The sequence below is a fragment of the Rhodopseudomonas parapalustris genome (assembly GCF_053772255.1).
Map to the genome: position 1 here is coordinate 321,984 of NZ_JAMKBZ010000001.1, position 20,428 is coordinate 342,411.

At 65.4% G+C, this 20,428-nt stretch carries 19 protein-coding genes; 9 read left to right on the forward strand and 10 right to left on the reverse strand.

From position 1 onward, the window contains the following. Positions 1-51: 51 nt before the first annotated feature. The 4 genes from M9H71_RS01590 to M9H71_RS01605 all read right to left on the reverse strand — a co-directional run bounded on the left by M9H71_RS01590 (position 52) and on the right by M9H71_RS01605 (position 2,667). Positions 52-336, reverse strand: coding sequence for a hypothetical protein (locus M9H71_RS01590; protein ID WP_455403362.1), 285 nt, complete (start codon positions 334-336; stop codon positions 52-54). A gap of 142 nt (positions 337-478) precedes the next feature. Continuing rightward, on the reverse strand, positions 479-1,075 hold the full coding sequence (locus M9H71_RS01595) for a GNAT family N-acetyltransferase (RefSeq protein WP_230757616.1): 597 nt from the start codon (positions 1,073-1,075) through the stop codon (positions 479-481). A gap of 152 nt (positions 1,076-1,227) precedes the next feature. Further along, on the reverse strand, positions 1,228-2,157 hold the full coding sequence (locus M9H71_RS01600; RefSeq protein ID WP_455403363.1) for an SMP-30/gluconolactonase/LRE family protein: 930 nt from the start codon (positions 2,155-2,157) through the stop codon (positions 1,228-1,230). A 138-nt stretch (positions 2,158-2,295) separates the two neighbouring features. Next, on the reverse strand, positions 2,296-2,667 hold the full coding sequence (locus M9H71_RS01605) for a hypothetical protein (RefSeq protein WP_455403451.1): 372 nt from the start codon (positions 2,665-2,667) through the stop codon (positions 2,296-2,298). Between the two features lie 115 nt (positions 2,668-2,782). Between M9H71_RS01605 and M9H71_RS01610 the strand changes: the two genes are divergently transcribed. After that, positions 2,783-3,124: a GIY-YIG nuclease family protein gene (locus M9H71_RS01610; protein ID WP_455403364.1), complete on the forward strand. Its 342-nt coding sequence runs from the start codon at positions 2,783-2,785 to the stop codon at positions 3,122-3,124. An 828-nt stretch (positions 3,125-3,952) separates the two neighbouring features. Here the strand turns inward: M9H71_RS01610 and M9H71_RS01615 are convergent. The 4 genes from M9H71_RS01615 to M9H71_RS01630 form a co-directional block, all read right to left on the reverse strand. Next, complete coding sequence (locus M9H71_RS01615; protein ID WP_164608045.1) at positions 3,953-4,207, reverse strand: DUF3297 family protein; 255 nt, start codon at positions 4,205-4,207, stop codon at positions 3,953-3,955. Continuing rightward, positions 4,204-4,680, reverse strand: coding sequence for a glutathione peroxidase (locus M9H71_RS01620; protein WP_455403365.1), 477 nt, complete (start codon positions 4,678-4,680; stop codon positions 4,204-4,206). The genes M9H71_RS01615 and M9H71_RS01620 overlap by 4 nt, the downstream gene beginning before the upstream one ends. A gap of 18 nt (positions 4,681-4,698) precedes the next feature. After that, complete coding sequence (locus tag M9H71_RS01625; protein WP_455403366.1) at positions 4,699-6,096, reverse strand: amidase family protein; 1,398 nt, start codon at positions 6,094-6,096, stop codon at positions 4,699-4,701. Between the two features lie 71 nt (positions 6,097-6,167). Continuing rightward, complete coding sequence (locus tag M9H71_RS01630; protein WP_455403367.1) at positions 6,168-6,425, reverse strand: DUF6894 family protein; 258 nt, start codon at positions 6,423-6,425, stop codon at positions 6,168-6,170. Positions 6,426-6,547: 122 nt separating this feature from the next. Here M9H71_RS01630 and pip point away from each other — a divergent pair, with 122 nt between their 5' ends. From pip to M9H71_RS01670, 8 genes are all read left to right on the forward strand, one after another. Continuing rightward, positions 6,548-7,537, forward strand: coding sequence for a prolyl aminopeptidase (gene pip, locus M9H71_RS01635; protein ID WP_455403368.1), 990 nt, complete (start codon positions 6,548-6,550; stop codon positions 7,535-7,537). A 10-nt stretch (positions 7,538-7,547) separates the two neighbouring features. After that, positions 7,548-8,252 carry a hypothetical protein gene (locus M9H71_RS01640; RefSeq protein WP_455403369.1) on the forward strand — a complete coding sequence of 235 codons (705 nt, stop codon included), beginning with the start codon at positions 7,548-7,550 and terminating at the stop codon, positions 8,250-8,252. 449 nt (positions 8,253-8,701) lie between these two features. Continuing rightward, complete coding sequence (locus tag M9H71_RS01645; RefSeq protein WP_455403370.1) at positions 8,702-11,554, forward strand: bifunctional transaldolase/phosoglucose isomerase; 2,853 nt, start codon at positions 8,702-8,704, stop codon at positions 11,552-11,554. Between the two features lie 186 nt (positions 11,555-11,740). Continuing rightward, positions 11,741-12,781: a phosphogluconate dehydrogenase (NAD(+)-dependent, decarboxylating) gene (gene gnd / locus M9H71_RS01650; protein ID WP_455403371.1), complete on the forward strand. Its 1,041-nt coding sequence runs from the start codon at positions 11,741-11,743 to the stop codon at positions 12,779-12,781. Continuing rightward, complete coding sequence (zwf, locus tag M9H71_RS01655) at positions 12,778-14,292, forward strand: glucose-6-phosphate dehydrogenase (protein ID WP_455403372.1); 1,515 nt, start codon at positions 12,778-12,780, stop codon at positions 14,290-14,292. The genes gnd and zwf overlap by 4 nt, the downstream gene beginning before the upstream one ends. Positions 14,293-14,295: 3 nt before the next feature. Then, positions 14,296-15,036: a 6-phosphogluconolactonase gene (gene pgl, locus M9H71_RS01660; protein ID WP_455403373.1), complete on the forward strand. Its 741-nt coding sequence runs from the start codon at positions 14,296-14,298 to the stop codon at positions 15,034-15,036. Between the two features lie 25 nt (positions 15,037-15,061). After that, the gene (locus M9H71_RS01665; RefSeq protein ID WP_455403452.1) at positions 15,062-15,553 is read left to right on the forward strand and encodes a gluconokinase; all 492 of its coding nucleotides are present in this window, start codon (positions 15,062-15,064) and stop codon (positions 15,551-15,553) included. Positions 15,554-15,679: 126 nt separating this feature from the next. After that, positions 15,680-16,498, forward strand: coding sequence for a Cof-type HAD-IIB family hydrolase (locus M9H71_RS01670; RefSeq protein WP_455403374.1), 819 nt, complete (start codon positions 15,680-15,682; stop codon positions 16,496-16,498). On the opposite strand, the gene M9H71_RS01675 is transcribed toward M9H71_RS01670, so the two are convergent. Together M9H71_RS01675 and malQ are read right to left on the reverse strand one after the other, a co-directional pair. Then, the gene (locus tag M9H71_RS01675; protein WP_455403375.1) at positions 16,495-18,303 is read right to left on the reverse strand and encodes a glycoside hydrolase family 15 protein; all 1,809 of its coding nucleotides are present in this window, start codon (positions 18,301-18,303) and stop codon (positions 16,495-16,497) included. The genes M9H71_RS01670 and M9H71_RS01675 overlap by 4 nt on opposite strands. Before the next feature lie 4 nt (positions 18,304-18,307). Then, entirely contained in the window at positions 18,308-20,260 is a 1,953-nt protein-coding gene (gene malQ / locus M9H71_RS01680; RefSeq protein ID WP_455403376.1) for a 4-alpha-glucanotransferase, read from the reverse strand. Positions 20,261-20,428 lie beyond the last annotated feature (168 nt).

Consider the following 20,428-nt stretch of genomic DNA (forward strand, 5'->3'; position numbering starts at 1 on the left):
CTGGATTGCTTCGCCTTCGGCTCGCAATGACGAGAGCCGCCAGCTCGAGACTCAACGCCAGCCTTCGAGCACGCCGATCGGCTGGTCGCACACCCATTCCGGCCGCAGGATCACCTGACAGCCTTTGTCGAATGGCAGCAAACCGACCCGGCGCTGGTCCTGCATAATCTCGATCGACCAGTTCCGCGGCACCGACGGCTGTTCCTGGATCAACCGCTGGATCACCCCGGCGGCGAACAGCGTTGCATCGATATCGTCGGCGAGCGCCGCGCCGTCATGGCCCGGGCCATCGACGCGGTTGATCGGATCGCGGACGTGAAATCGATAGAACGGCATGTCTGCAAGAATGGCGGCAGAGGCGGCGGTACAAAATGACACAGATCAAACGAAGCGCGACGCAGCCGTCATTCTTTCGATCAGCAGCCGATTAGCAGGCAGAATCTTGATCGAAATCAAGCGGAACCCGTGGTCCGGCGGCTCAGCGGCCGGGCTTGTCGAACAATTGATAGTTCAGATGCGCCTTCACGGTCGGCCATTCGGCCGCAATGATCGAGTACACCACGGTATCGCGCAGCGTCCCGTTGGGCGCGATCTGGTGATTGCGCAGAATGCCGTCCTGTTTGGCGCCGAGCCGCTCGATGCCGCGCCGCGACTGATGGTTGAAAAAATGTGTACGGAACTCGACCGCGATGCAATCCAGCGTTTCAAAGGCATGTTGCAGCAGGAGCAACTTGCATTGGGTGTTGAGTCCGGTTCGCTGCACGCGGGACGCGTACCAGGTGGAGCCGATCTCGACCCGGCGGTTGCCGGCATCGACATTCATGTAGGTGGTCATCCCGGCGATCTTGCCGGCGGCGTCCTTGACCGTCCACGGCAGCATCGCGCCCTGCGTCTGCAGCGCCAGCCTGCGCGCGATCTCGGCTTCGATCTTGGCGGGCTCGGGCACGAACGTGTACCACAGCTTCCACAGCTCGCCGTCCTTCACCGCCTCGATCAGCCCGTCGCGATGCGACGGCGCGAGCGGCTCCAGCGTGGCGTGCGGTCCGCTCAGGGTGACGGGTTCGAGCCAGGGCATCTGCGCTACTTCCTCATGGGTATCGGGAGCCCGACCATAATACGCCGCGGCCGAGCTTGTCCCGACCATCGGCGATCATGCCCATATGCGCCGATGGAGGGACCAGACTCCCCGTCGCGCGACGTCGGACGAGTTGAAGACTCCGATCAGCACTACTTATTGAGAAAATTCAGCGGCAGGCCGGGTCGAGCCCAATCCATCGCGATCAGCTCGCCCTTGCCGGACAGCGTGATGTAAGCCGTTTTCAGGTCGGGGCCGCCGAACGCGATATTGGTGGTGACACGGTCGCCGGTGGGCACCTGTTCGACCAGCGTGCCGTCCGGCGCGATCACCGAAATGCAGCCCGACACCAGTGTCGCGACGCAGACATTGCCGCTGGCTTCGACGGCGAGCGAGTCGAACATCTGGTAGCCGCCGAGCCCGGCGATCGGCTTGCCCTTTTCGCCGCGATAGATCACATCGCGCGGCTTGACCTCGCCCGGCGCCGACAGATCGAACGCCCACAGCCGGCCGGTCGGCGTTTCCGCCGCATACATCGTCGCCTCGTCCGGCGACAGACCGATGCCGTTGAGCGGCAGCGTGCCGAACACCTGCTCGGTGATCTCCGTCATGCCGGGTTTGATGTAGTAGGCAGCGCCGACGTCCATGTCGCGGGCGCGGCGCTTGCCGAAATCGGTGAACCACAGTCCGCCGTGCTTGTCGAAGACGAGATCGTTCGGCCCCTTCAGCGGGTGCTCGCCGCATTTGTCGAACAGCGTCTCGACCGCTCCGCTCTGCAGATCGACGCGCTGAATCGAACCGCCGATATATTCGTGCGGCGCTGGCGCGCCTGGCATCATCGTGCCGCGCGAGGGAAACCAGCCGAAACCGCCATTATTGCAGATGTACATCTTGCCGTCGGGGCCGAGCGCGGCGCCGTTGGGCCCGCCCGGAATCTTCGCCACCACCTCCTTGCGGCCGTCCGGCCACACCCGCGTCAATTGCTGGGCGCGGATCTCGACCAGCACCACCGAGCCGTCCGGCATCACAACCGGCCCTTCGGGAAACGCCAGATCGGTGGCGAGAACGCGGACGTTGGACATGGTTTTCTCCCGAGATGTTTGTTGTTGCGCGGGCGCCAGCGGCATCCGCGTGGTTTTGTCTCGGATCGATTTGTAAGTCATGTCGTCGCGGCTTGCCAAGCAAGCGTGCGAATTCCGCAAAGCGGCAAGCGCGCCGAACTACTTCTTGGCGTCCGCTTTCGGCGGCGTCGTATCCTTGGGCTGCGCCGCATCCTTGGCCGGTGCAGCCTCGGTCTTGGCCGGCTTCTGTGCCGCCTGCAGCTCGGCGAGCTGCTTTTGCAGCGCCGCCACCGCCGCGCTCAGCGCTGCGATCTGCGATCTGGCGGCATCGAGCTTCTGCTGCTGGTCGAGCCGCGCCTTGTCGATGCTCTTGTGCAGGAAGTCGACGTTGCTCTGCAGGCAACTGGTGCGCCGCTCCATGGTCTTTTCCACGGTGCAGATCTCGATACCGGGCACGTCCTGCGCGCTCGCAGCCGGGCTCCACAGCAGCGGCGCCAGCAGCGCCAGCGCGATCATCGGTTTGCCGGCCATCATCATCTCCTTCGGTTGAATCGGACGCCGAGCGAAGCCGTTGGCGCGGCGGCCGTCAACGGCCTTGCCCCGCGGCGGATTGCCGGACTCAACGTAGCCGTGCGAGGCTCGCGCCATGCAGGACGCTCCCGCCGAAGAAGAGTGCTTCGTCTACGTGCTCGGCTGCGCACACGCGGGCCGCTATCTCACCTATGTCGGCTGGACGCTCGATCTCGACCGCCGGCTCGCCCAGCACAATGCTGGCACCGGTGCGCGCTCGACCCGCGGCCGCGCCTGGGTGCTGATCCATTCGGAGCGCTTCACCTGCCGCCGCGACGCGATGAGCCGCGAGTGGCACCTCAAGCGCGACCGCGCCTTCCGCCGCCGCCTCGCCGCGGAAGCGCAAGCGCGGGCCGCCAAGCTGCCGAAAACCGCCAAAGCTGTCTCAGCGCGTAACACGAGGCCGCACCGCTCTTAACCTTTGGAACGCGGCCGGAACGAAGCGGGCCCGAATCAGCGCGAATCAGTTCGTCGCACCGGCTCCGCACCAGATCTCGCGCGCGACGTCCCGTCGGCGGCACAACATCTACCCGGCGCTGGTGGCATCCGGCCGCAAATCCCGCTGAAGGCGTTAACACCAGCACCGAGATCGTGATCAGCGCGACGCCCGGCGGGATTTCGACCACCTCCCTACTCTAGCCCGAACCGCGGATGCGCTGTCCCTGAATGCGACAGCGAGCCTGTACGATCTTAACGTTCAGAACGCGGATGGAACGAAGCGAGTTCGAATCACTGCGAATCACCATTCGCATCGGTCGGAGCGCTAGATGTCGGCGACCTCACGCAAGCTCGGCACAACACCTGTGCGCGTGCGTTCGCGCGAACGCTCAGATCATCATCGAAGTCGTTAACGGGCGCGGACAGCAATGGTGAGCAAGCGGCGACGCGATGTTCTGCAGCATTGGTTTGAAGACAGAGCAGGCACCGCCACGCGCACTGTCCCTGGATGCGACACTCGCCTTGCACGATCTTAAGGTTTGGAACGCCGGCGGAACAAACCACCGACGAATCAGCGAGAATCAGGAGTTCGCGGTGAGCGAGTGCTAGATCTCGCCACCCATGACGATCGACGGCGCAACATCTGCGCAGCGGTGTTCTCGCAGGCCGGCACGACGCCTACTCACCGTTAACGCCCCAACCACAAACCAGACGCGCGACTGCGCGCCGGTGCGCAAGAGCGCACCAGCGACGGCATTGCTGCGAGATAGTGAGAGCAGGTCGGCCGAGCGCCGCCGGCAGGCAAAGCTCAGCTTCGCGGGCGGATATACGGCTCGACCGGACCATGAACCTTGATCGCGAGCTGATTGCCGAAGCGATCCTTGGCGGTGCCCGCGGCAACACGGATCCAGCCCTCGCTGACGCAGTATTCGATCACGTTGGTCTTGTCCTGCCCCTTGAAGCGGACACCGACGTCGAGCTCGAGCAGGGCCGCGTCGTAGTAAGGGCTGGAAGGCTCGATCGACAAACGATCGGGCAGTTCAATGTTCTGAGTGTCGGTCATAGCAAGGTCTCGATCTCTTTCGAAAGCGCCTCCGGCGTCGTGGTCGGCGCATGCCGCGATACCACGCGCCCGGACCGATCGACCAGGAACTTGGTGAAATTCCATTTGATCGCCGAGCCGAGCAGGCCGCCCTTTTCGTCCTTCAGAAACTTGTAAAGCGGATGGGCGCCCGCGCCATTGACATCGATCTTGGCGAACATCGGGAAGGTCACGCCGTAATTGACCGAACAGAATTGCGCGATCTGCGCCTCGTCACCGGATTCCTGCGCGCCGAACTGGTTGCACGGAAAGCCCAACACGGAAAAGCCGCGCGGGCCATATGTCTGCTGCAGCGCTTCGAGGCCCTTGTATTGCGGCGTGAACCCACAGGCGCTCGCGGTGTTGACGATCAGCAGCACCTGACCTTCGAACTGCTTCAGTGCGACGTCTTTGCCCGCCAGCGATTTGGCGGTGAAATCATAGATCGACGCCATCGTCCCCTCGCCTCCGTCTCAAGCCACCGGATCGATCGGCGACGGCGGTACGCCGCCGGCCTCGATCGCTTCGCCGGCAAGCAGGCACAGATCCTCGCGATAGCGCCCCGACACCACCTGCACACCGACCGGCACCCGGCCGACCAGACCGGTCGAGACGGTCAGCCCCGGCAGGCCCATGAACGGCAGCCCGACCTGCGGCATCTGCGCCGCCCACACCCGCTTGAACGAGGCTTCATCCTTCAAATCGAGACGCTGCGGGAACGGCAGCTCGCCGCACACCGGCATCAGCAGCACCGCATAGGTCTCGAAGAAGGTCTGCCAGTCGCGCGTCAACGTGGCGCGACGGGTGAGCAGCTTCGAGTAGCTGGCGAGGTCGCCGATCGCCTTGTCGCGATTGCCGTGCAGACATGCCAGCGCGCCTTCGTCGCCCTCGCGTTCGGCGGCCTCCAGCATCGCCTGATACCCGTCGCCGAGCCAGAACTGCGCCTGCAGCTCGGCGGCCTCGCGCAGCGGCGGGGTGTTTTCGATCTCCTCGACGATCCAGCCGGCGGCTTCGAGACGCTTTGCGGCGTCCTTCAGCGCGTCGCGCACTTCCGGCACCACCGCGAGGCCGTCTGGCGCGATACACAGCACGGCGCGCTTGTCACGCGGCGGGCCGTCGAGCGGCGCCGGCACCCACCACGGATCGCGCGCGTCCGGCTGCGCCAGCGCCTGCAGCCCGAGCCGCACGTCGGCGATGGTCCGCGCCAGCGGGCCAGAGACGGCGCTGATCTGCGGGCAGATCGGTCGCTCCGGCGACGACGCGTTGTAGGCGGCGACGCGGCCGATCGTCGGCCGCAAACCGTGCACGCCGCAGGCATAGGCCGGGTAGCGCACCGAGCCGGCAATATCGGTGCCGTGCGCGATCGCGCCGATGCCGGCAGCGACGGCCGCGGCCGCGCCTCCCGACGAGCCGCCCGGCGTGATCGAGGAATCGCGCGGGTTCAGCGTCTCGCCGTGCAGCTTGTTCGCGGTGAACCAGCGATACGAGAACGACGGCGTGTTGGTACGGCCGATGATCACCGCGCCGGCCTTGCGCAGATTGTCGACCACCGGGCTGTTGGTCTTGGCGATCCAGTCGCGCTGCAGCGTGACGCCGTTGGTGGTGGCGAAGCCCTGCTGATCGACGTTGACCTTCACGGTCACAGGCACCCCCGCGAGCACGCCGGGCGTTTCGCCTTTGGCGAGCGCGGCGTCGACCGCATCGGCCTGCGCCAGCGCATCGTCGGTGTTGTGATCGACCACCGCGTTGATCGCGGGATTGACGACGGAAAGCCGGTGCAGCGCGGCCTCGGCCGCTTCGCGCGCCGAGACGCGGCGGCTGCGGACGAGATCGGCCAGTTCAGTCGCGGAAAGGCGCCAGATGTCCTGCATGATCACTCCGTTGCGAGACAGAAGTGATAGCGTGACGGGGTCGGGCGCGCCACCGCCAATTCAGCAGCCGCTCAATGCCGGCTTCGAGGCGACGCCGGCAGATCGAGCATCGCCTCGCTGAAGGGAAATTCGAGCAAGACGTCGCCCTCCTCATCGGTCACTTCGAGACTGGCGCGCAGCAGATCGACCTGCGCGCTCTCGGTCTTGACGATTTCACGGATCGTGGCGCGTGCCACTTCCCAGGCGTGGTCGGCGTCGCGCAGTTCCTCGCCCTCAGAATCCGGGATCAGTTCCTCACCGATCCGAGTGTTGAAGAAATATCTCGGCATTCCATCTCCCGATTGAACATCCGGTCAAGGTGGCCATCATCAATATGATCCGCAACCCTGCCGTTTTCGCGGCGCGCTGGGCGGCGCTCGCAAAGTTCGCGGTTTCGCGCTAACAGTTCGAGATGCCGTTCGATCCGGAAACTGATGCTGCGCCCGCTCAGCGCACCGCCGCGGGCTCCCCTCTGTCCTCGCAAATGTTCGCGGTCGGCGACGGCCACGAGCTCTATGTTGAAAGCAACGGCCGTGCCGACGGCATCCCCGCGGTGTATCTGCACGGCGGTCCGGGCAGCGGCTGCCAGGCGGATCATCGCCGGCTGTTCGATCCGCAACGCTTCCATGCGGTGCTGTTCGATCAGCGCGGCGCCGGCCGCAGCCGCCCCAAAGGCGGCCGCGATGCCAACACGCTGCCGCATTTGATTGCCGACATGGAGGCGATCCGCGCCCTGTACGGTTTCGAACGCTGGCTGGTGGTCGGCGGTTCGTGGGGATCGACGCTGGCGTTGGCCTATGCCGAGGCGCATCCGGAGCGCGTCAGCGGCCTGGTGCTCCGCGCCACCTTTCTCGGCACCCGTGCCGAGCTCGAGACGGCCTTCCTGATCAATCTGCCGCAGTTCTATCCGGCGCTGCATGAGGATTTTCTCGGCGTGCTGCCGGAGTCTGAACGCGCGGCGCCGCTCGACGCCTATTGGCGGCGGATTCTCGACCCCGACCCCGCAGTCCACGCCCCTGCGGCGCGCGCCTGGGTCGAAACCGAAGGGGTGCTGTCGATGGTGGCGCCCAGGCGCAGCAGGCTCGATCGTACACATCCGACCAGTCAGGGCGCGCTCCCCGTGACGCCCTATATCGAGGCGCATTACTTCGCCCACGACTGCTTCATGCGCCCCGATCAGTTGCTCGGCGAAGCCCGTAAGCTCGCCGGCATTCCCGGCGTGATCGTGCAGGGCCGCTACGATCTGCTATGCCCGCCCGCGACTGCGCACCGGCTCGCGACATTGTGGCCGGATGCCGAGCTGCGCACCATCGACGCTGCCGGCCACCTGCTCTACGACCCCGGCATCCGCGACGCGGTGATCGCCGGGATCAACGACGTCGCGGCCCGAATGGCGACTTGAAGGACACCCGATGCCGATCGCCGGACAAGGCATGCTGCTGACCTCGATGGACATCGCGCCGGAGGACGAGGCCGACTTCAATCGCTGGTACGACCGCGAGCACATCGCCGAACGCGTCGCGATCGAACGCTTCGTCGAAGCCCGCCGCTATGTCGCGCTCGACGCAAGTCCGAAGTATCTCGGACTTTATTCGACCGAGCGTTTCGAGGTGCTGAGCAGCGACGCCTATCGCACCGCGCTCGCTCAGCAGACCGAATGGTCGAAGCGCAACATCGCCAAGTTCAAGAACATGATCCGAGGCGTGGCGCGGATCACGCTGAGCCGTGGCCAGGGCCGCGGCGCGGTGCTCGGCCTGGTCCGAATCCGTCCTGCCGCCGGGCGAGAAGACGCACTGCGCGCTGGCCTGTCCGACCGGCTTGATCCGCTGCCGCTCGATGGCATCGTCTCGATGCACTTGCTGGAGAGCGATCCTAAGCTGTCGAAGCCGCTGACCGATCCGCCCGGAATCACTAGCCCGGGCGCGTCCGACTGGTTCGTGCTGATCGACGGCAGCGGCGCCGATGCTGTGAAAACGGCCCTCGCCGGCCGGTTCGAAGCTGCGATCGCCGCTGCCGGCGCCGAGCTGATCGCCGCGGGGACTTACGCGCTGCTGTGGGATCTGGCCAAGGCGGATCTCGACAAGCCTGATTTAGAAAAAGCTGATCTGAGCGGCTGAGCATCATCCGTCTTACGACAACCTGACACAGCAACCGCCGCCAGCGAACCTTCGCGACAGTCTCGCAGCGAAAACCTTCAACACTGTCACGAATGATTGAATGCGGCGTTGGGACGCCCGGCTGCGACAGCAGCTTCAACGTTCGCGAAAGCGCCCTCTGATACCCCTCCAGGATGAGGATCGAACGGCAATCGCCGGCTGGGACCGCGCTCGGCCGCGAAGCAGCGCGACACTTTTGGATGAGACGCCGCTGCTCCGTGACATGCCGGCATCACAACCCTGCGATAGTCTTCAACGAGGGAACCGTTTGCCGGTTCAAACGTCATCTTCGCATTGGGCGGTAATTGGCCGGCGTGCAAGGCGTCGGTCAGGACGAGTTGACAAGCCTCGATCCGCGGACGGAAATGCGTTCGAGGCCGTCATCGCACCGAACAAGCAGACAAGGCACCATGAATCCCGTCAAAGCGCTCGAAAAAAACGGCCAGGCAATCTGGCTCGACTTCCTGGCCCGCGGCTTTATCGCCAACGGAGATCTGAAGAAACTGATCGAGACCGACGGGGTGAAGGGGGTCACGTCCAACCCTTCGATCTTCGAAAAAGCGATCGGCGCCAGCAACGAATATGACGGCGCGATCGGCGAAGCGCTCAAACATGGCGACCGTTCAGTCGGAGAGCTGTACGAAACGGTTGCGGTCGAAGACATTCAGCACGCCGCCGACGTGCTGCGCCCGGTTTACGACAAGCTGAAGCGCCGCGACGGCTTCGTCAGTCTCGAAGTGTCTCCCTATCTGGCGCTCGACACCAAGGGCACGCTGGCGGAAGCCGAGCGGCTGTGGAGCGAAGTCAGCCGCGAAAACCTGATGATCAAGGTGCCTGCGACCCGCGAGGGACTGCCGGCGATCAAGCAGCTCATCTCCAAGGGGATCAGCGTCAACGTCACGCTGCTGTTCTCGCAGAAAGTCTATAATCAGGTCGCAGAGGCCTACCTGTCCGGCCTCGAGGCGCTGATCGCCTCCGGCGGCGATCCGGCGCATGTCGCCAGCGTCGCCAGCTTCTTCATCAGCCGCATCGACACCGCGGTCGACGCAGCTCTCGACGACAAGATCGCCAACGCCGGCGATCCGGACGAGAAGGCGCGGCTGGAAGAGCTGAAGGGCAAGGTCGCGATCGCCAACGCCAAGCTCGCTTATCAGGACTACAAGCGGCTGTTCAGCGGCGACCGCTGGGCCAAGCTGGAAGCCTGCGGGGCCAAGCCGCAGCGCCTGCTGTGGGCTTCGACCGGCACCAAGAACAAGGCCTACAGCGACGTGCTGTACATCGAGGAGCTGATCGGCCCCGACACCGTCAACACCGTGCCGCCAGCGACGCTCGACGCCTTCCGCGATCATGGCAAGCCGCGCGACAGTCTGGAGAAGGACATCGACGAGGCGCAAGCCGTGCTGAAGGGCCTCGACAGCTCCGGCATTTCGCTCGATGCAATCACCGACAAACTGGTGACCGAAGGCGTGCAATTGTTCGCCGACGCCTTCGACAAGCTGCTCGGGGCCGTCGCCTTCAAGCGCGAAACGGTCCTCGCCGGTGCGGTCGACAAGCAGACGCTGGCGCTGCCCGGCGATCTCGCCGACAAGGTCAAGGAGCACAGCGAGGCGTGGCGGAGCGCCGGCAAGATCCGCAAGCTTTGGGGACGCGACAAGACGCTGTGGACCGGCCGCGATGAAGACAAATGGCTGGGCTGGCTGAGTGCGGCCTCGGCCGCAAAGGCCAAGCTCGCCGACTACCAGGACTTCGCCAAGTGGGTGAAGAGCCAGGGCTTCACGGATGTGGTGGTGCTGGGCATGGGCGGCTCCAGCCTCGGTCCCGAAGTGATCGCCGAGACCTTCCAGAAGCAGGACGGCTTCCCCAAGCTGCACGTCCTCGACTCCACCGATCCGGCGCAGGTGCGGTCCCTCGAAGCCAGCGTCAAGCTGGCCTCGACGCTGTTCATCGTATCGTCGAAGTCCGGCGGCACCACCGAGCCGAATGTGATGAAGGCGTATTTCTACGCGCGCGTCGGCGAAGCGGTCGGCGCCGATCACGCCGGCCGGCACTTCGTCGCCGTCACCGACCCCGGCTCGTCGATGGAGAAGGTCGCGACCGAGCAGAAATTCGCCAAGATCTTCCACGGCGATCCGACCATCGGCGGGCGCTATTCGGTGCTGTCGCCGTTCGGCATGGTGCCGGCCGCGGCGGCCGGACTCGATCTTGATGCGCTGTTGAAAGCGACGCTGAGCATGGTCCGCTCCTGCGGCCCCAACGTGCCGCCGCAGCAGAACCCCGCGGTCCAGCTCGGGCTGGCGATGGGCTGCGCCGGCCTCGCGGGCCGCGACAAGGTGACGATCACGTCGTCGAAAGCGATCGCCGATTTCGGCGCCTGGGCCGAACAACTGATCGCGGAGTCGACCGGCAAGGAAGGCAAGGGCCTGATCCCGATCGACGGTGAGCCGCTGGCCGATCCGTCCGCTTACGGCAACGACCGCCTGTTCATCGATCTGCGCACCGAGCCCGAAGCCGATGCGGCGCACGAGTCGAAACTTGCGGCGCTGCAAGCCGCCGGTCATCCAGTGGTGCGGATCGTGCTGCAATCGCCGGGGACGATCGGCCAGGAGTTCTTCCGCTTCGAACTCGCGACCGCCGTCGCCGGCGCAGTGCTCGGCATCAACCCGTTCGATCAGCCCGACGTCGAAAGCGCCAAGATCAAAACCCGCGAACTGACCGCGGCGTTCGAGAAGTCGGGTGCGCTGCCGGAGGAAACGCCTGCGGTGTCGACTGCCGAGGTCGATCTCTACACCGACGCCGCCAACGCCGCAGCGCTACGCAAGGCAGGCGCCGACAGCACGCTCGGCTCTTGGCTCAAGGCGCATCTGTCGCGCGTGAACGCCGGCGACTACGTCGCCCTGCTCGCTTACATCGAGCGCAACGCCGCCCATATCGACGCGCTGCAGGCCATGCGGATGCAGATCCGCGATCGGATCCGGGTCGCGACCTGCGCCGAATTCGGCCCACGCTTCCTGCACTCGACCGGTCAGGCCTACAAAGGCGGGCCGGACAGCGGCGTGTTCCTGCAGATCACCGCCGACGACGCGTCCGATCTGCCGGTGCCCGGCCAGAGCGCCAGTTTCGGCATCATCAAAGCGGCGCAGGCGCGCGGCGATTTCGACGTCCTCACCGAACGCGGCCGCCGCGCCTTGCGGATTCATCTCAAGGGCGATCTCGCCGCCGGCCTGAAGATGCTCGGCGACGCGATTAAACAGGCACTGGGGTAGCAGTCCTGGGGAATCCTCTCTGCCGAACAGGATCGTCATTGCGAGGAGCGAAGCGACGAAGCAATCCAGAATCCTATGTACTGAGCCATGGATTGCTTCGCCTTCGGCTAGCAATGACGGAGTAACCGCGCACAAACGTGGCTTCGCACGTCAAGCGGGGCACGGACAAACAGTGGAGACTTGCGCATGCAGATCGGCATGATCGGCCTTGGCCGGATGGGCGGCAACATCGTCCGGCGATTGATGAAGGATGGCCATCATGCCGTGGTCTACGACCGCGACCCGAAAGCGATCGAAGCGCTGACGCGCGAAGGCGCGACCGGCACCACCGGGCTCGACGATCTGGTGCGCAAGCTCGACGCGCCCCGCGCGATCTGGGTGATGCTGCCCGCCGGCCACATCACTGAGACAACCATCGAACAGCTCGGCAAGCTGCTCTCCGCCGACGACGTGGTGATCGATGGCGGCAACACTTTCTGGCAAGACGATATCCGCCGCGCCAAGACTCTCAAAGAGCAAAGCATCCACTACGTCGACGTCGGCACCTCCGGCGGCATCTGGGGCTTCGAGCGCGGCTACTGCATGATGATCGGCGGCGACAAGGCCGTCGTTGACAGGCTCGATCCGATCTTCGCCACGCTGGCGCCCGGCATCGGCGACATTCCGCGCACGCCGGGCCGCGAGGATCGCGACTCCCGCGTCGAGCGGGGCTATCTCCACGCCGGCCCGGTCGGCGCCGGGCACTTCGTCAAGATGGTCCACAACGGCATCGAGTACGGCCTGATGCAGGCCTATGCCGAGGGCTTCGACATTCTCAAGAACGCGAGCAGCGAAACCCTCCCCGAGGCGCACCGCTTCGACCTCGACATCGCCGACATCGCCGAAGTCTGGCGCCGCGGCAGCGTGATCCCCTCCTGGCTGCTCGATCTCACTGCCACCGCGCTGGCCAAGAACGATCAGCTCGACAACTATTCCGGCTTCGTCGAGGATTCCGGCGAAGGCCGCTGGACCATCAATGCGGCGATCGAAGAAGCGGTGCCGGCCGAAGTGCTCACTGCGGCGCTGTATGCGCGCTTCCGCTCGCGGCGCGATCACACCTTTGCGGAGAAGATTCTCTCGGCGATGCGCGCCGGCTTCGGTGGCCACAAGGAGCCGCAGCAGCATCCGGAGCCTGAGCAGCAGGCCGCCCCGCAGCAGAAACTGAAACCGACATCGGAGCGCGCGTGACCACGCAAGCCAACCCCAACCAGATCCCCGACGGCTGCGCATTCGTCATCTTCGGCGTCACCGGCGATCTGACCCACCGCCTGGTGATCCCGGCGCTGTACAACCTCGCCGAAGCCGGACTGCTACCCGAGAAATTCTGCGTCGTCGGCGTCACCCGCAAGGAGATGGCGAGCGACACGCTGCGCGACAGCCTGATGCAAGGCCTGCGCAAATACGCCACCCGCCCGGTCGACGACAAGGTCGCTGATCAGTTGCTGTACTGCGTCACCGCCGTCAACGCCGACCCGAGCGAGCCGGATTCGTTCGATCGGCTGCGCGAACGGCTGGAAAAGCTCGAGGCCAACCGCAACACCGGCGGCAACCGGCTGTTCTATCTCGCCACCCCGCCGGACGCGTTCGCACCGATCGCCACCGAGCTCGGACGCGCAAAGCTGCTCGAAGAGGTCAGCGGCGCGTGGCGCCGGCTGGTGGTGGAGAAACCGTTCGGCACCGACCTCGCCTCGGCCAAGGCGCTGAACGATCATCTGCTCAGCATCATCTCCGAGCACGAGCTGTACCGCATCGATCACTATCTCGGCAAAGAGACGGTGCAGAACATTCTGGTGCTGCGCTTTTCCAACGGCATGTTCGAGCCGATCTGGAATCGCGAGCATATCGATCACATCCAGATCACAGTCGAGGAAAAACTCGGCGTCGGCCATCGCGGCAGCTTCTACGACAAGACCGGCGCGCTGCGCGACATGGTGCCGAACCATCTGTTCCAATTGCTGTCGCTCGTGGCGATGGAGCCGCCGGCGCATTTCAACGCCCACGGGGTGCGCTCGGCCAAAGCCGACGTGCTCGCGGCGATCCAGCTTCAGAGCGAAGACGAAGCGCTGCGCAATTCGGTGCGCGGCCAATATACCTCCGGCAGGATCGGCGACACCGAGATTCCGGACTATCGCAGCGTCGAGGACGTCGAACCGGACAGCACCACCGAGACCTTCGCGGCGCTGAAACTGTCGATCGACAATTGGCGCTGGGCCGGCGTGCCGTTCTACCTGCGCACCGGCAAGGCGCTGTCGGGCAAGCGGACCGAGGTTGCGATCAAGTTCAAGGAGGCTCCGTTCTCGATGTTCCGCTGCACCCCGGTGCAGGAATTGTCGCAAAACTATCTGGTGATGGGGATCGAGCCGGTCGAAGGCATCTCGCTGCAGTTCAACACCAAGGTGCCCGGACCGTCGATCGCCATCGAAGGCGTCGAGATGACGTTCCGCTACAAGGACTACTTCAAGGTGGCGCCGAGCAACGGCTACGAGACGCTGCTGCACGACTGCATGATCGGCGACAACATCCTGTTCCAGCGCGCCGACGGCGTCGAGGCGGGATGGCGCGCGGTGGAGCCGTTTCTCGAAGCCTGGAAGAAGGCCGGCGCTCACGGCCTGCAGATCTACCGCGCCGGCAGCGACGGCCCGGAAGACGCCGACGAACTGCTGTCCCGCGACGGCCGGGACTGGCGCAAGCCGGGCTAGCCGATGAGCAGCGTCGATCATCACCTCGTGGTCGCGGCTGACGCCGATGCGCAGGCGCGGCTGGCGGCGCAGCGGCTGATCGCACGGATCGAGCTGCATCACGATCGTCCGGCGATCTGCCTCACCGGCGGCTCCGGCCCGCAGCGGATGTTCGAGCGGCTGGCCGGCGAATTCGAGAGTCGGATTCCGTGGCAGCGGGTGCACTGGTTCATCAGCGACGAGCGCTTCGTGCCGGAGAACGATCCACTCAGCAATATCGGCGCCGCCAAGCGCGCATTTCTCGATGGCCGCGCACCGCCGCAGAACATCCATTCGATCCCGACCGACGCGGCAACGCCGGATGATGCGGCGCGCCGCTACGAGGCCGAGCTGAAGGCATTCTACGGCGGCGACCAGCTCGCGCCCGAGCGGCCGTTGTTCGATCTGGTGCTCGGCGGCGTCGGGCCGGACGGTCATACGGCGTCGCTGTTTCCCGGCCGGCCGCAGCTTCTGATCCAGGACCACTGGGCAGCCGGCGTCGACACCGCCCCAGTGGAGCCGCTGGTGCCGCGAGTCACCCTCACCTTCCCGGCGCTCGCCTCCTGCGCCGAAATGCTGTTCCTGGCGCACGGCGCCGCCAAGCGGGACATTCTCACCCGCGTGTTCGCCGGCGAAGATTTGCCGTCGGCGCATGCCCGCTCGCAGGGCGAAACGGTGTGGCTGGTGACCCAGGACGCGCTGCCGGAGAACGCCCGTGGCGCCTGAACCGATACCGCAAGCGCTGATCGTGATGGGGGTGTCCGGCTCCGGCAAGAGCACGGTCGGCGAGGCCCTCGCCCAGCGGCTCGGCTGGCGCTACGAGGACGCCGACGCCTATCACCCGAAATCCAATGTCGCCAAGATGAGCGCCGGCCAGCCGCTCACCGACGATGATCGCTGGCCGTGGCTGCAGGCAATCGCCACCGAAATCGACCGCGTCACGGCCGACGGCGGCCGCCTCGTGTTCGGCTGCTCGGCGCTGAAGCGCGCCTATCGTGACGTGCTGGTGCACGGCCGCGACGATGTCCGCATCGTCTATCTCGACGGCAGCCGCGAGCTGATCGGCGCCCGGATGGCGGCGCGCAAGAACCACTTCATGCCCGCCGGCCTGCTCGACAGCCAGTTCGCAACGCTGGAGCGCCCGGCCCCCGACGAACGGCCGATCATCGCCTCGATCGACGCACCGGTCGAAGCGATCGTCGACGACATCGTTCGCCAGCTTCCGAATTCAGGCAGCGATTAATTCGATGCCGAGCACTTGAATTCGTCATTGCGAGGAGCGGAGCGACGAAGCAATCCAAAGCTCCGTGCACGGAGCCCCAGGATTGTTTCGCTTCGCTCACAATGACGGCCTTGATAGGGAAACCGAATGACCCGCATTCAGCTCGTTGTGTCCGATGTCGACGGCACACTCGTCACGACCGACAAGCGGTTGACCGATCGCGCCCGCGATGCGGTGGCGAGGCTCGAAGCCAGTGACGTCGGCTTCACCCTCACCTCCAGCCGGCCGCCGGTCGGCATGCAGATGTACAGTGATCCGCTCGGCATCACGCTGCCGCTCGGGCCGTTCAATGGCAGCTCGATCGTCACCCCGACGCTGTCGGTGGTCGAACAGCATCTGATCCCGGAAAGCGCAGTCACCACCAGCATCGCGCTGTTCGAGCGCAGCGGCATCGACATCTGGCTGTTCACCAACGACAATTGGTACATCCGCCGCGACGACGGAAAATACGTCCCGCACGAGGAGCGCACCATCCGGTTTGCGCCGACCATGCTGGAAGATCTGACGCCGCTCGCCGGCAAGGCCTGCAAGATCGTCGGCGTCAGTGCCGACTTCGCGCTCCTGAAACGCTGCGAGCCGGAGTTACAGGCAGCCCTCGGCGACGGCGCGCTGGCGGTGCGGTCGCAGGACTACTATCTCGACGTCACCCCGCCCGGCCGCAGCAAAGGGACTTTCGTGCAGGCCATGGCTCAGCGGCTCGGGATCGCCCCCGAGGCGATCGCCACCATCGGCGACATGCAGAACGACCTGCCGATGTTCGGCGTCAGCGGCCTGCCGATTGCGATGGGCAACGCCGCCGACGAGGTCAAGCAGCAGGCTGCCCACGTCACCGGCCGCAACGATGACGACGGCTTCGCCGCCGCGATCGACTTCATCATGGATCGCAACGCGAAGCTCGACCGCTAACTCTGCTTCGACCGCTGCATCGCCGGCTTCTCGGTCGAGGCCTTGGCGGCGGTGAGGTTGTTGGCGGTGTTGATCAGCGCGATGTGCGTCAGCGCCTGCGGGAAGTTGCCTGCCTGACGCCGTTCCGCGGTGTCGTACTCTTCCGCCAACAGACCGAGATCGTTGGCGATTCCGGCGACGCGCTCAAACAGCTCCTTGGCACGCGCAATTTCGCCGGCCAGCACATAGGCGTCGGCGAGCCACAGGCTACAGGCAAGGAACGCTCCCTCGAGCTGCTCGGACTTGTCGGACTGTTCACGCGGATCGTGGCGCATCACGAAGCCGTCCACCATCAGGTGGCGCTCGATTGCCTCGAGCGTGCCCAGCACCCGTGGGTCGCGCGGCGGCAGGAAGCCGACCGCCGGTATCAGCAAAACCGACGCGTCGAGCACTTTGGCGCCGTAGTGCTCGACGAAGGTGTTCTGCTCGGGATCGAAGCCGTTGGCGCAGACATCCGCATGGATCCGCTCGCGTAACACGCGCCACTCCGCCAGCGGCGCCTGCAGGCCGAACTTCTCCGCGCTCTTGATACCGCGGTCGAACGCCACCCAGGTCATCACCTTGGAAAAAACATAGTGCTGACGTGGACCGCGCAGCTCCCAGATGCCGCTGTCGGGCTGGTCCCAGATCGCCGTGAGGTGCTTGAGCACCACACATTCCAGCGCCCAGGACTCGCCGTCGAGCGCGATATCGGCGTTGCGCCACTGATGGAACGCGTCGATTAGTTCGCCGTAGACGTCGAGCTGGAGCTGCCCATGCGCAGCGTTGCCGATCCGCACCGGCCGTGCGCCCTGGTAGCCGGTGAGCCAGTCGGCCTCCCATTCCAGCAGCCGTCGCTCGCCGTAGATGCCGTACATGATCTGCATATTGGCAGGATTACCGGCGACCGCGCGCAGCAGCCAATCGTGCCAGGCAGCGGCTTCTTCGGTGTAGCCGTTGTTCATCAGCGCAAACAGCGTGAAGGTGGCATCGCGCAGCCAGCAGAACCGGTAGTCCCAATTGCGCGCGCCGCCCAGCTTCTCCGGCAGCGAGGCGGTCGGCGCCGCAACGATGCCGCCCGACGGCGCGAAGGTCAGCGCCTTCAGCGTGATCAGCGAGCGCATCACCAGTTCGCGGTATTCACCCTGATAGGTGCAGCGGCCGGACCAATCGGCCCAGAACTCTTCGGTGTCCTTGAGCGCCTGAAGAGGATCGATCTCGTTCGGCACCGGCAGATGCGACGCCCCGTAGGTCAGCACCAGCGGCACGACGTCGCCTTCAGCCACCTCGAACTCTGCCACCGTGGTCAGGTCCTTGCCGCGGACCTCGATCGGCGTGTGCAGCACCACCATGTCGGGGCCGCCGATCGCCAGCAGTGCTCCGTCGTCGCCGCGCTTCACCCATGGTATCGCGACTCCAAATCCGAACCGGATCACCAACTGCATCTCGACCTTGACCACGCCGCTGTCGCCACGCACCAGGCGGACGACGTCGGAGGCCGAGCCCCGCGGCGGCATGAAGTCGATCAGCGTGATCGTGCCGCTGTCGGTCTCGAACGTCGTCTCCAGGATCAGGCTGTCGCCGCGATAACGCCGTCTGCAGCGGACCACCGCCTCCGCCGGCGCAACCTTCCAGCGGCCGTTGTCCTCGCTGCCGATCAGCGCCGCGAAGCAGGCATCGGAATCGAACGAAGGCCAGCACAGCCATTCGATCGAGCCGTCCCGGCCGACCAGAGCGGCGGTCTCGCAATCGCCGATCAGGGCGTAGTCTTCGATCTTCCCGGCCAAGGCGTTACCCCGCGATCCGGCGATCGGCGGTCGCCGCCACCAACGCCTTCCGGTTGATCGCCTCAGCGATGTGTTCGATCGGCTTCGGCAACCGCCGCCGCCAGTTGGGGTGCTCGGAGACGGTCCCGGGCACGTTCGGCTGATCGAGCACGCCGAGCAGATCCTCCAGCGCGATCGCGAGCAGCCGCGACGGAGTGCGGGCCAGGAAGGTCAGCACCGCGTAGATGTCGTCCTGCTCGATGCCCTGATGCCGCAGCGCGTCGCCGAGCATCACCAGCGCATGACGCCGGCTGTCGTCGCTCTCGCCGGGATCGACGCCGATCGAGCGCTTCATCTGCAGATCGGTCAAGGCACGCCAGCCCGAATAGGTCGCCAGATCGTGAGTGTTGAACGTGACCAGCGCGTTCGGCAAATAATGATCGAGGCCGAAGAACCAGCCCTGGTGGAAATCGCGCTCGAACATCATCACGCGGTACGACCAGATCCCCCAGGCGGCGAGCCGGTCACGGAATCCGTCCGGCACCGTCCCGAGATCTTCGCCGATCACCACGCAGCGATGATCGTCGCTTTCCTGCGCTGTCACCGCGAGCAGCGCTTCGAACGGCATCTGCACGTAGACGCCCTGATGCGCGGCGAAGCCGTGGGGTACCAGATACAACCGGTTGAGCCCAAGGACGTGATCGAGCCGGATCGCGCCGGCATAGCGCATCGAAGCGCGCAGCATCTCGCGATACGGCGCAAAGCCCGTCAGCTCCAGCCCCGGCGCGTTGAAGCCGGCGAGCCCCCAATTCTGCCCCGCAGTGTTGAGCGAATCCGGCGGCGCGCCGACCGACAGCAGCCGCGAGATCGCGGTCTGTTCGTTCCAGGCATCGAAGCCATCGCTCTGCACCCCGACCGCGACATCGAGATACAGCCCGACGCTCATGCCGCGCTCGGCGGCGCGATCGCGGCAGCCGCGGAGCTGATCGTGGGCACACCATTGGGTGAACTCGACGAATTCGACTTCGGCAGCATCGGCCCCCGCCCGCAGGTCGGCGCAGCGCGCGTCATCAGGCCGACGCCACTCCTCCAACCACTCCCACCACGGACTGCCGAATTTGTGCCGCAGCACTTCGAAGCAGGCGAACCGTGTCAGCAGCGTCCCGCGTTCGTTGCGGAAGGCATCGAACGCCTCGCGGCGTCCTGGCCCAGGAGACGCACGGAATTTGTCGAAGGCGGCGCGCAAGGCGCGCCACTTCGCCGCAGCCACGACCTGATAGTCGATCAGTTCGCCGTCACGCAGCGCCGCGATGTCGACGCCCGGCAGATCGGGAGGCGAGAACTCCGGCAGCCTCTCGACGTCGACATAGAGCGGATTGAGAAACATCCGGCTGTTCGGCGAATACGGGCTGCAATCGCCCGGCCGGTCATCGAACAGCGCGTGAAGCGGATTGAGACCGATGCCGCCGGCACCGAGCGCGGCCGCAAAATCGATCAGGTTCGCCAGATCGGTAAAATCACCGATGCCCCAGTTGCGTTCGGATCGCAGGCTGTAGAGCTGCACCGCGATCAGCCACGCGCGGTCGAAGGCGCCGCCGAACGCATGCGGCGGCGCGACCAGCAGCGGCAGCTCCTCGTTGTGGCCGGAAGCGTCGCTGAGCTGCAGGCGGTATGTACCGGACGGCAGATCGTGCGGCCATGTCACCATCCGCTCGCCGGCATCGCCTTCAGCGAGCGTCGCCGCATCGCCGACGATACGCCAGCGTACCGGAAACGCCGCCTGCGCGCTCAGTTGGGAATGGTTTGGTTCACCCTGCCGGATCACCACGATCCGGTCGAGCAGCCGATGCGCCGCCGGTTGCGGCATCGCATCGATGATCAGCCCCAATGCTTCGGGCGGAGTGACGTGGCGACTTCCCTGACCGTCGTAGAATTCGGTCTGGATGCCGAGCTCGGCAGCTTTACTGAGGAGATCCATTAAGCACGCTGTCTAGACGCCGCGCGGGTACGCAGCGATTCCGCCTGTCCCAGGATAGTCATATCGAACGCAATTGCGTAGGGTGAGTTCCATTGGAACCAGGGAGGTTCAAAAGCTTTGTAACCGAGAACCGCCCGGTTCACTACGGGACGAGAGTCCTAGATCGTG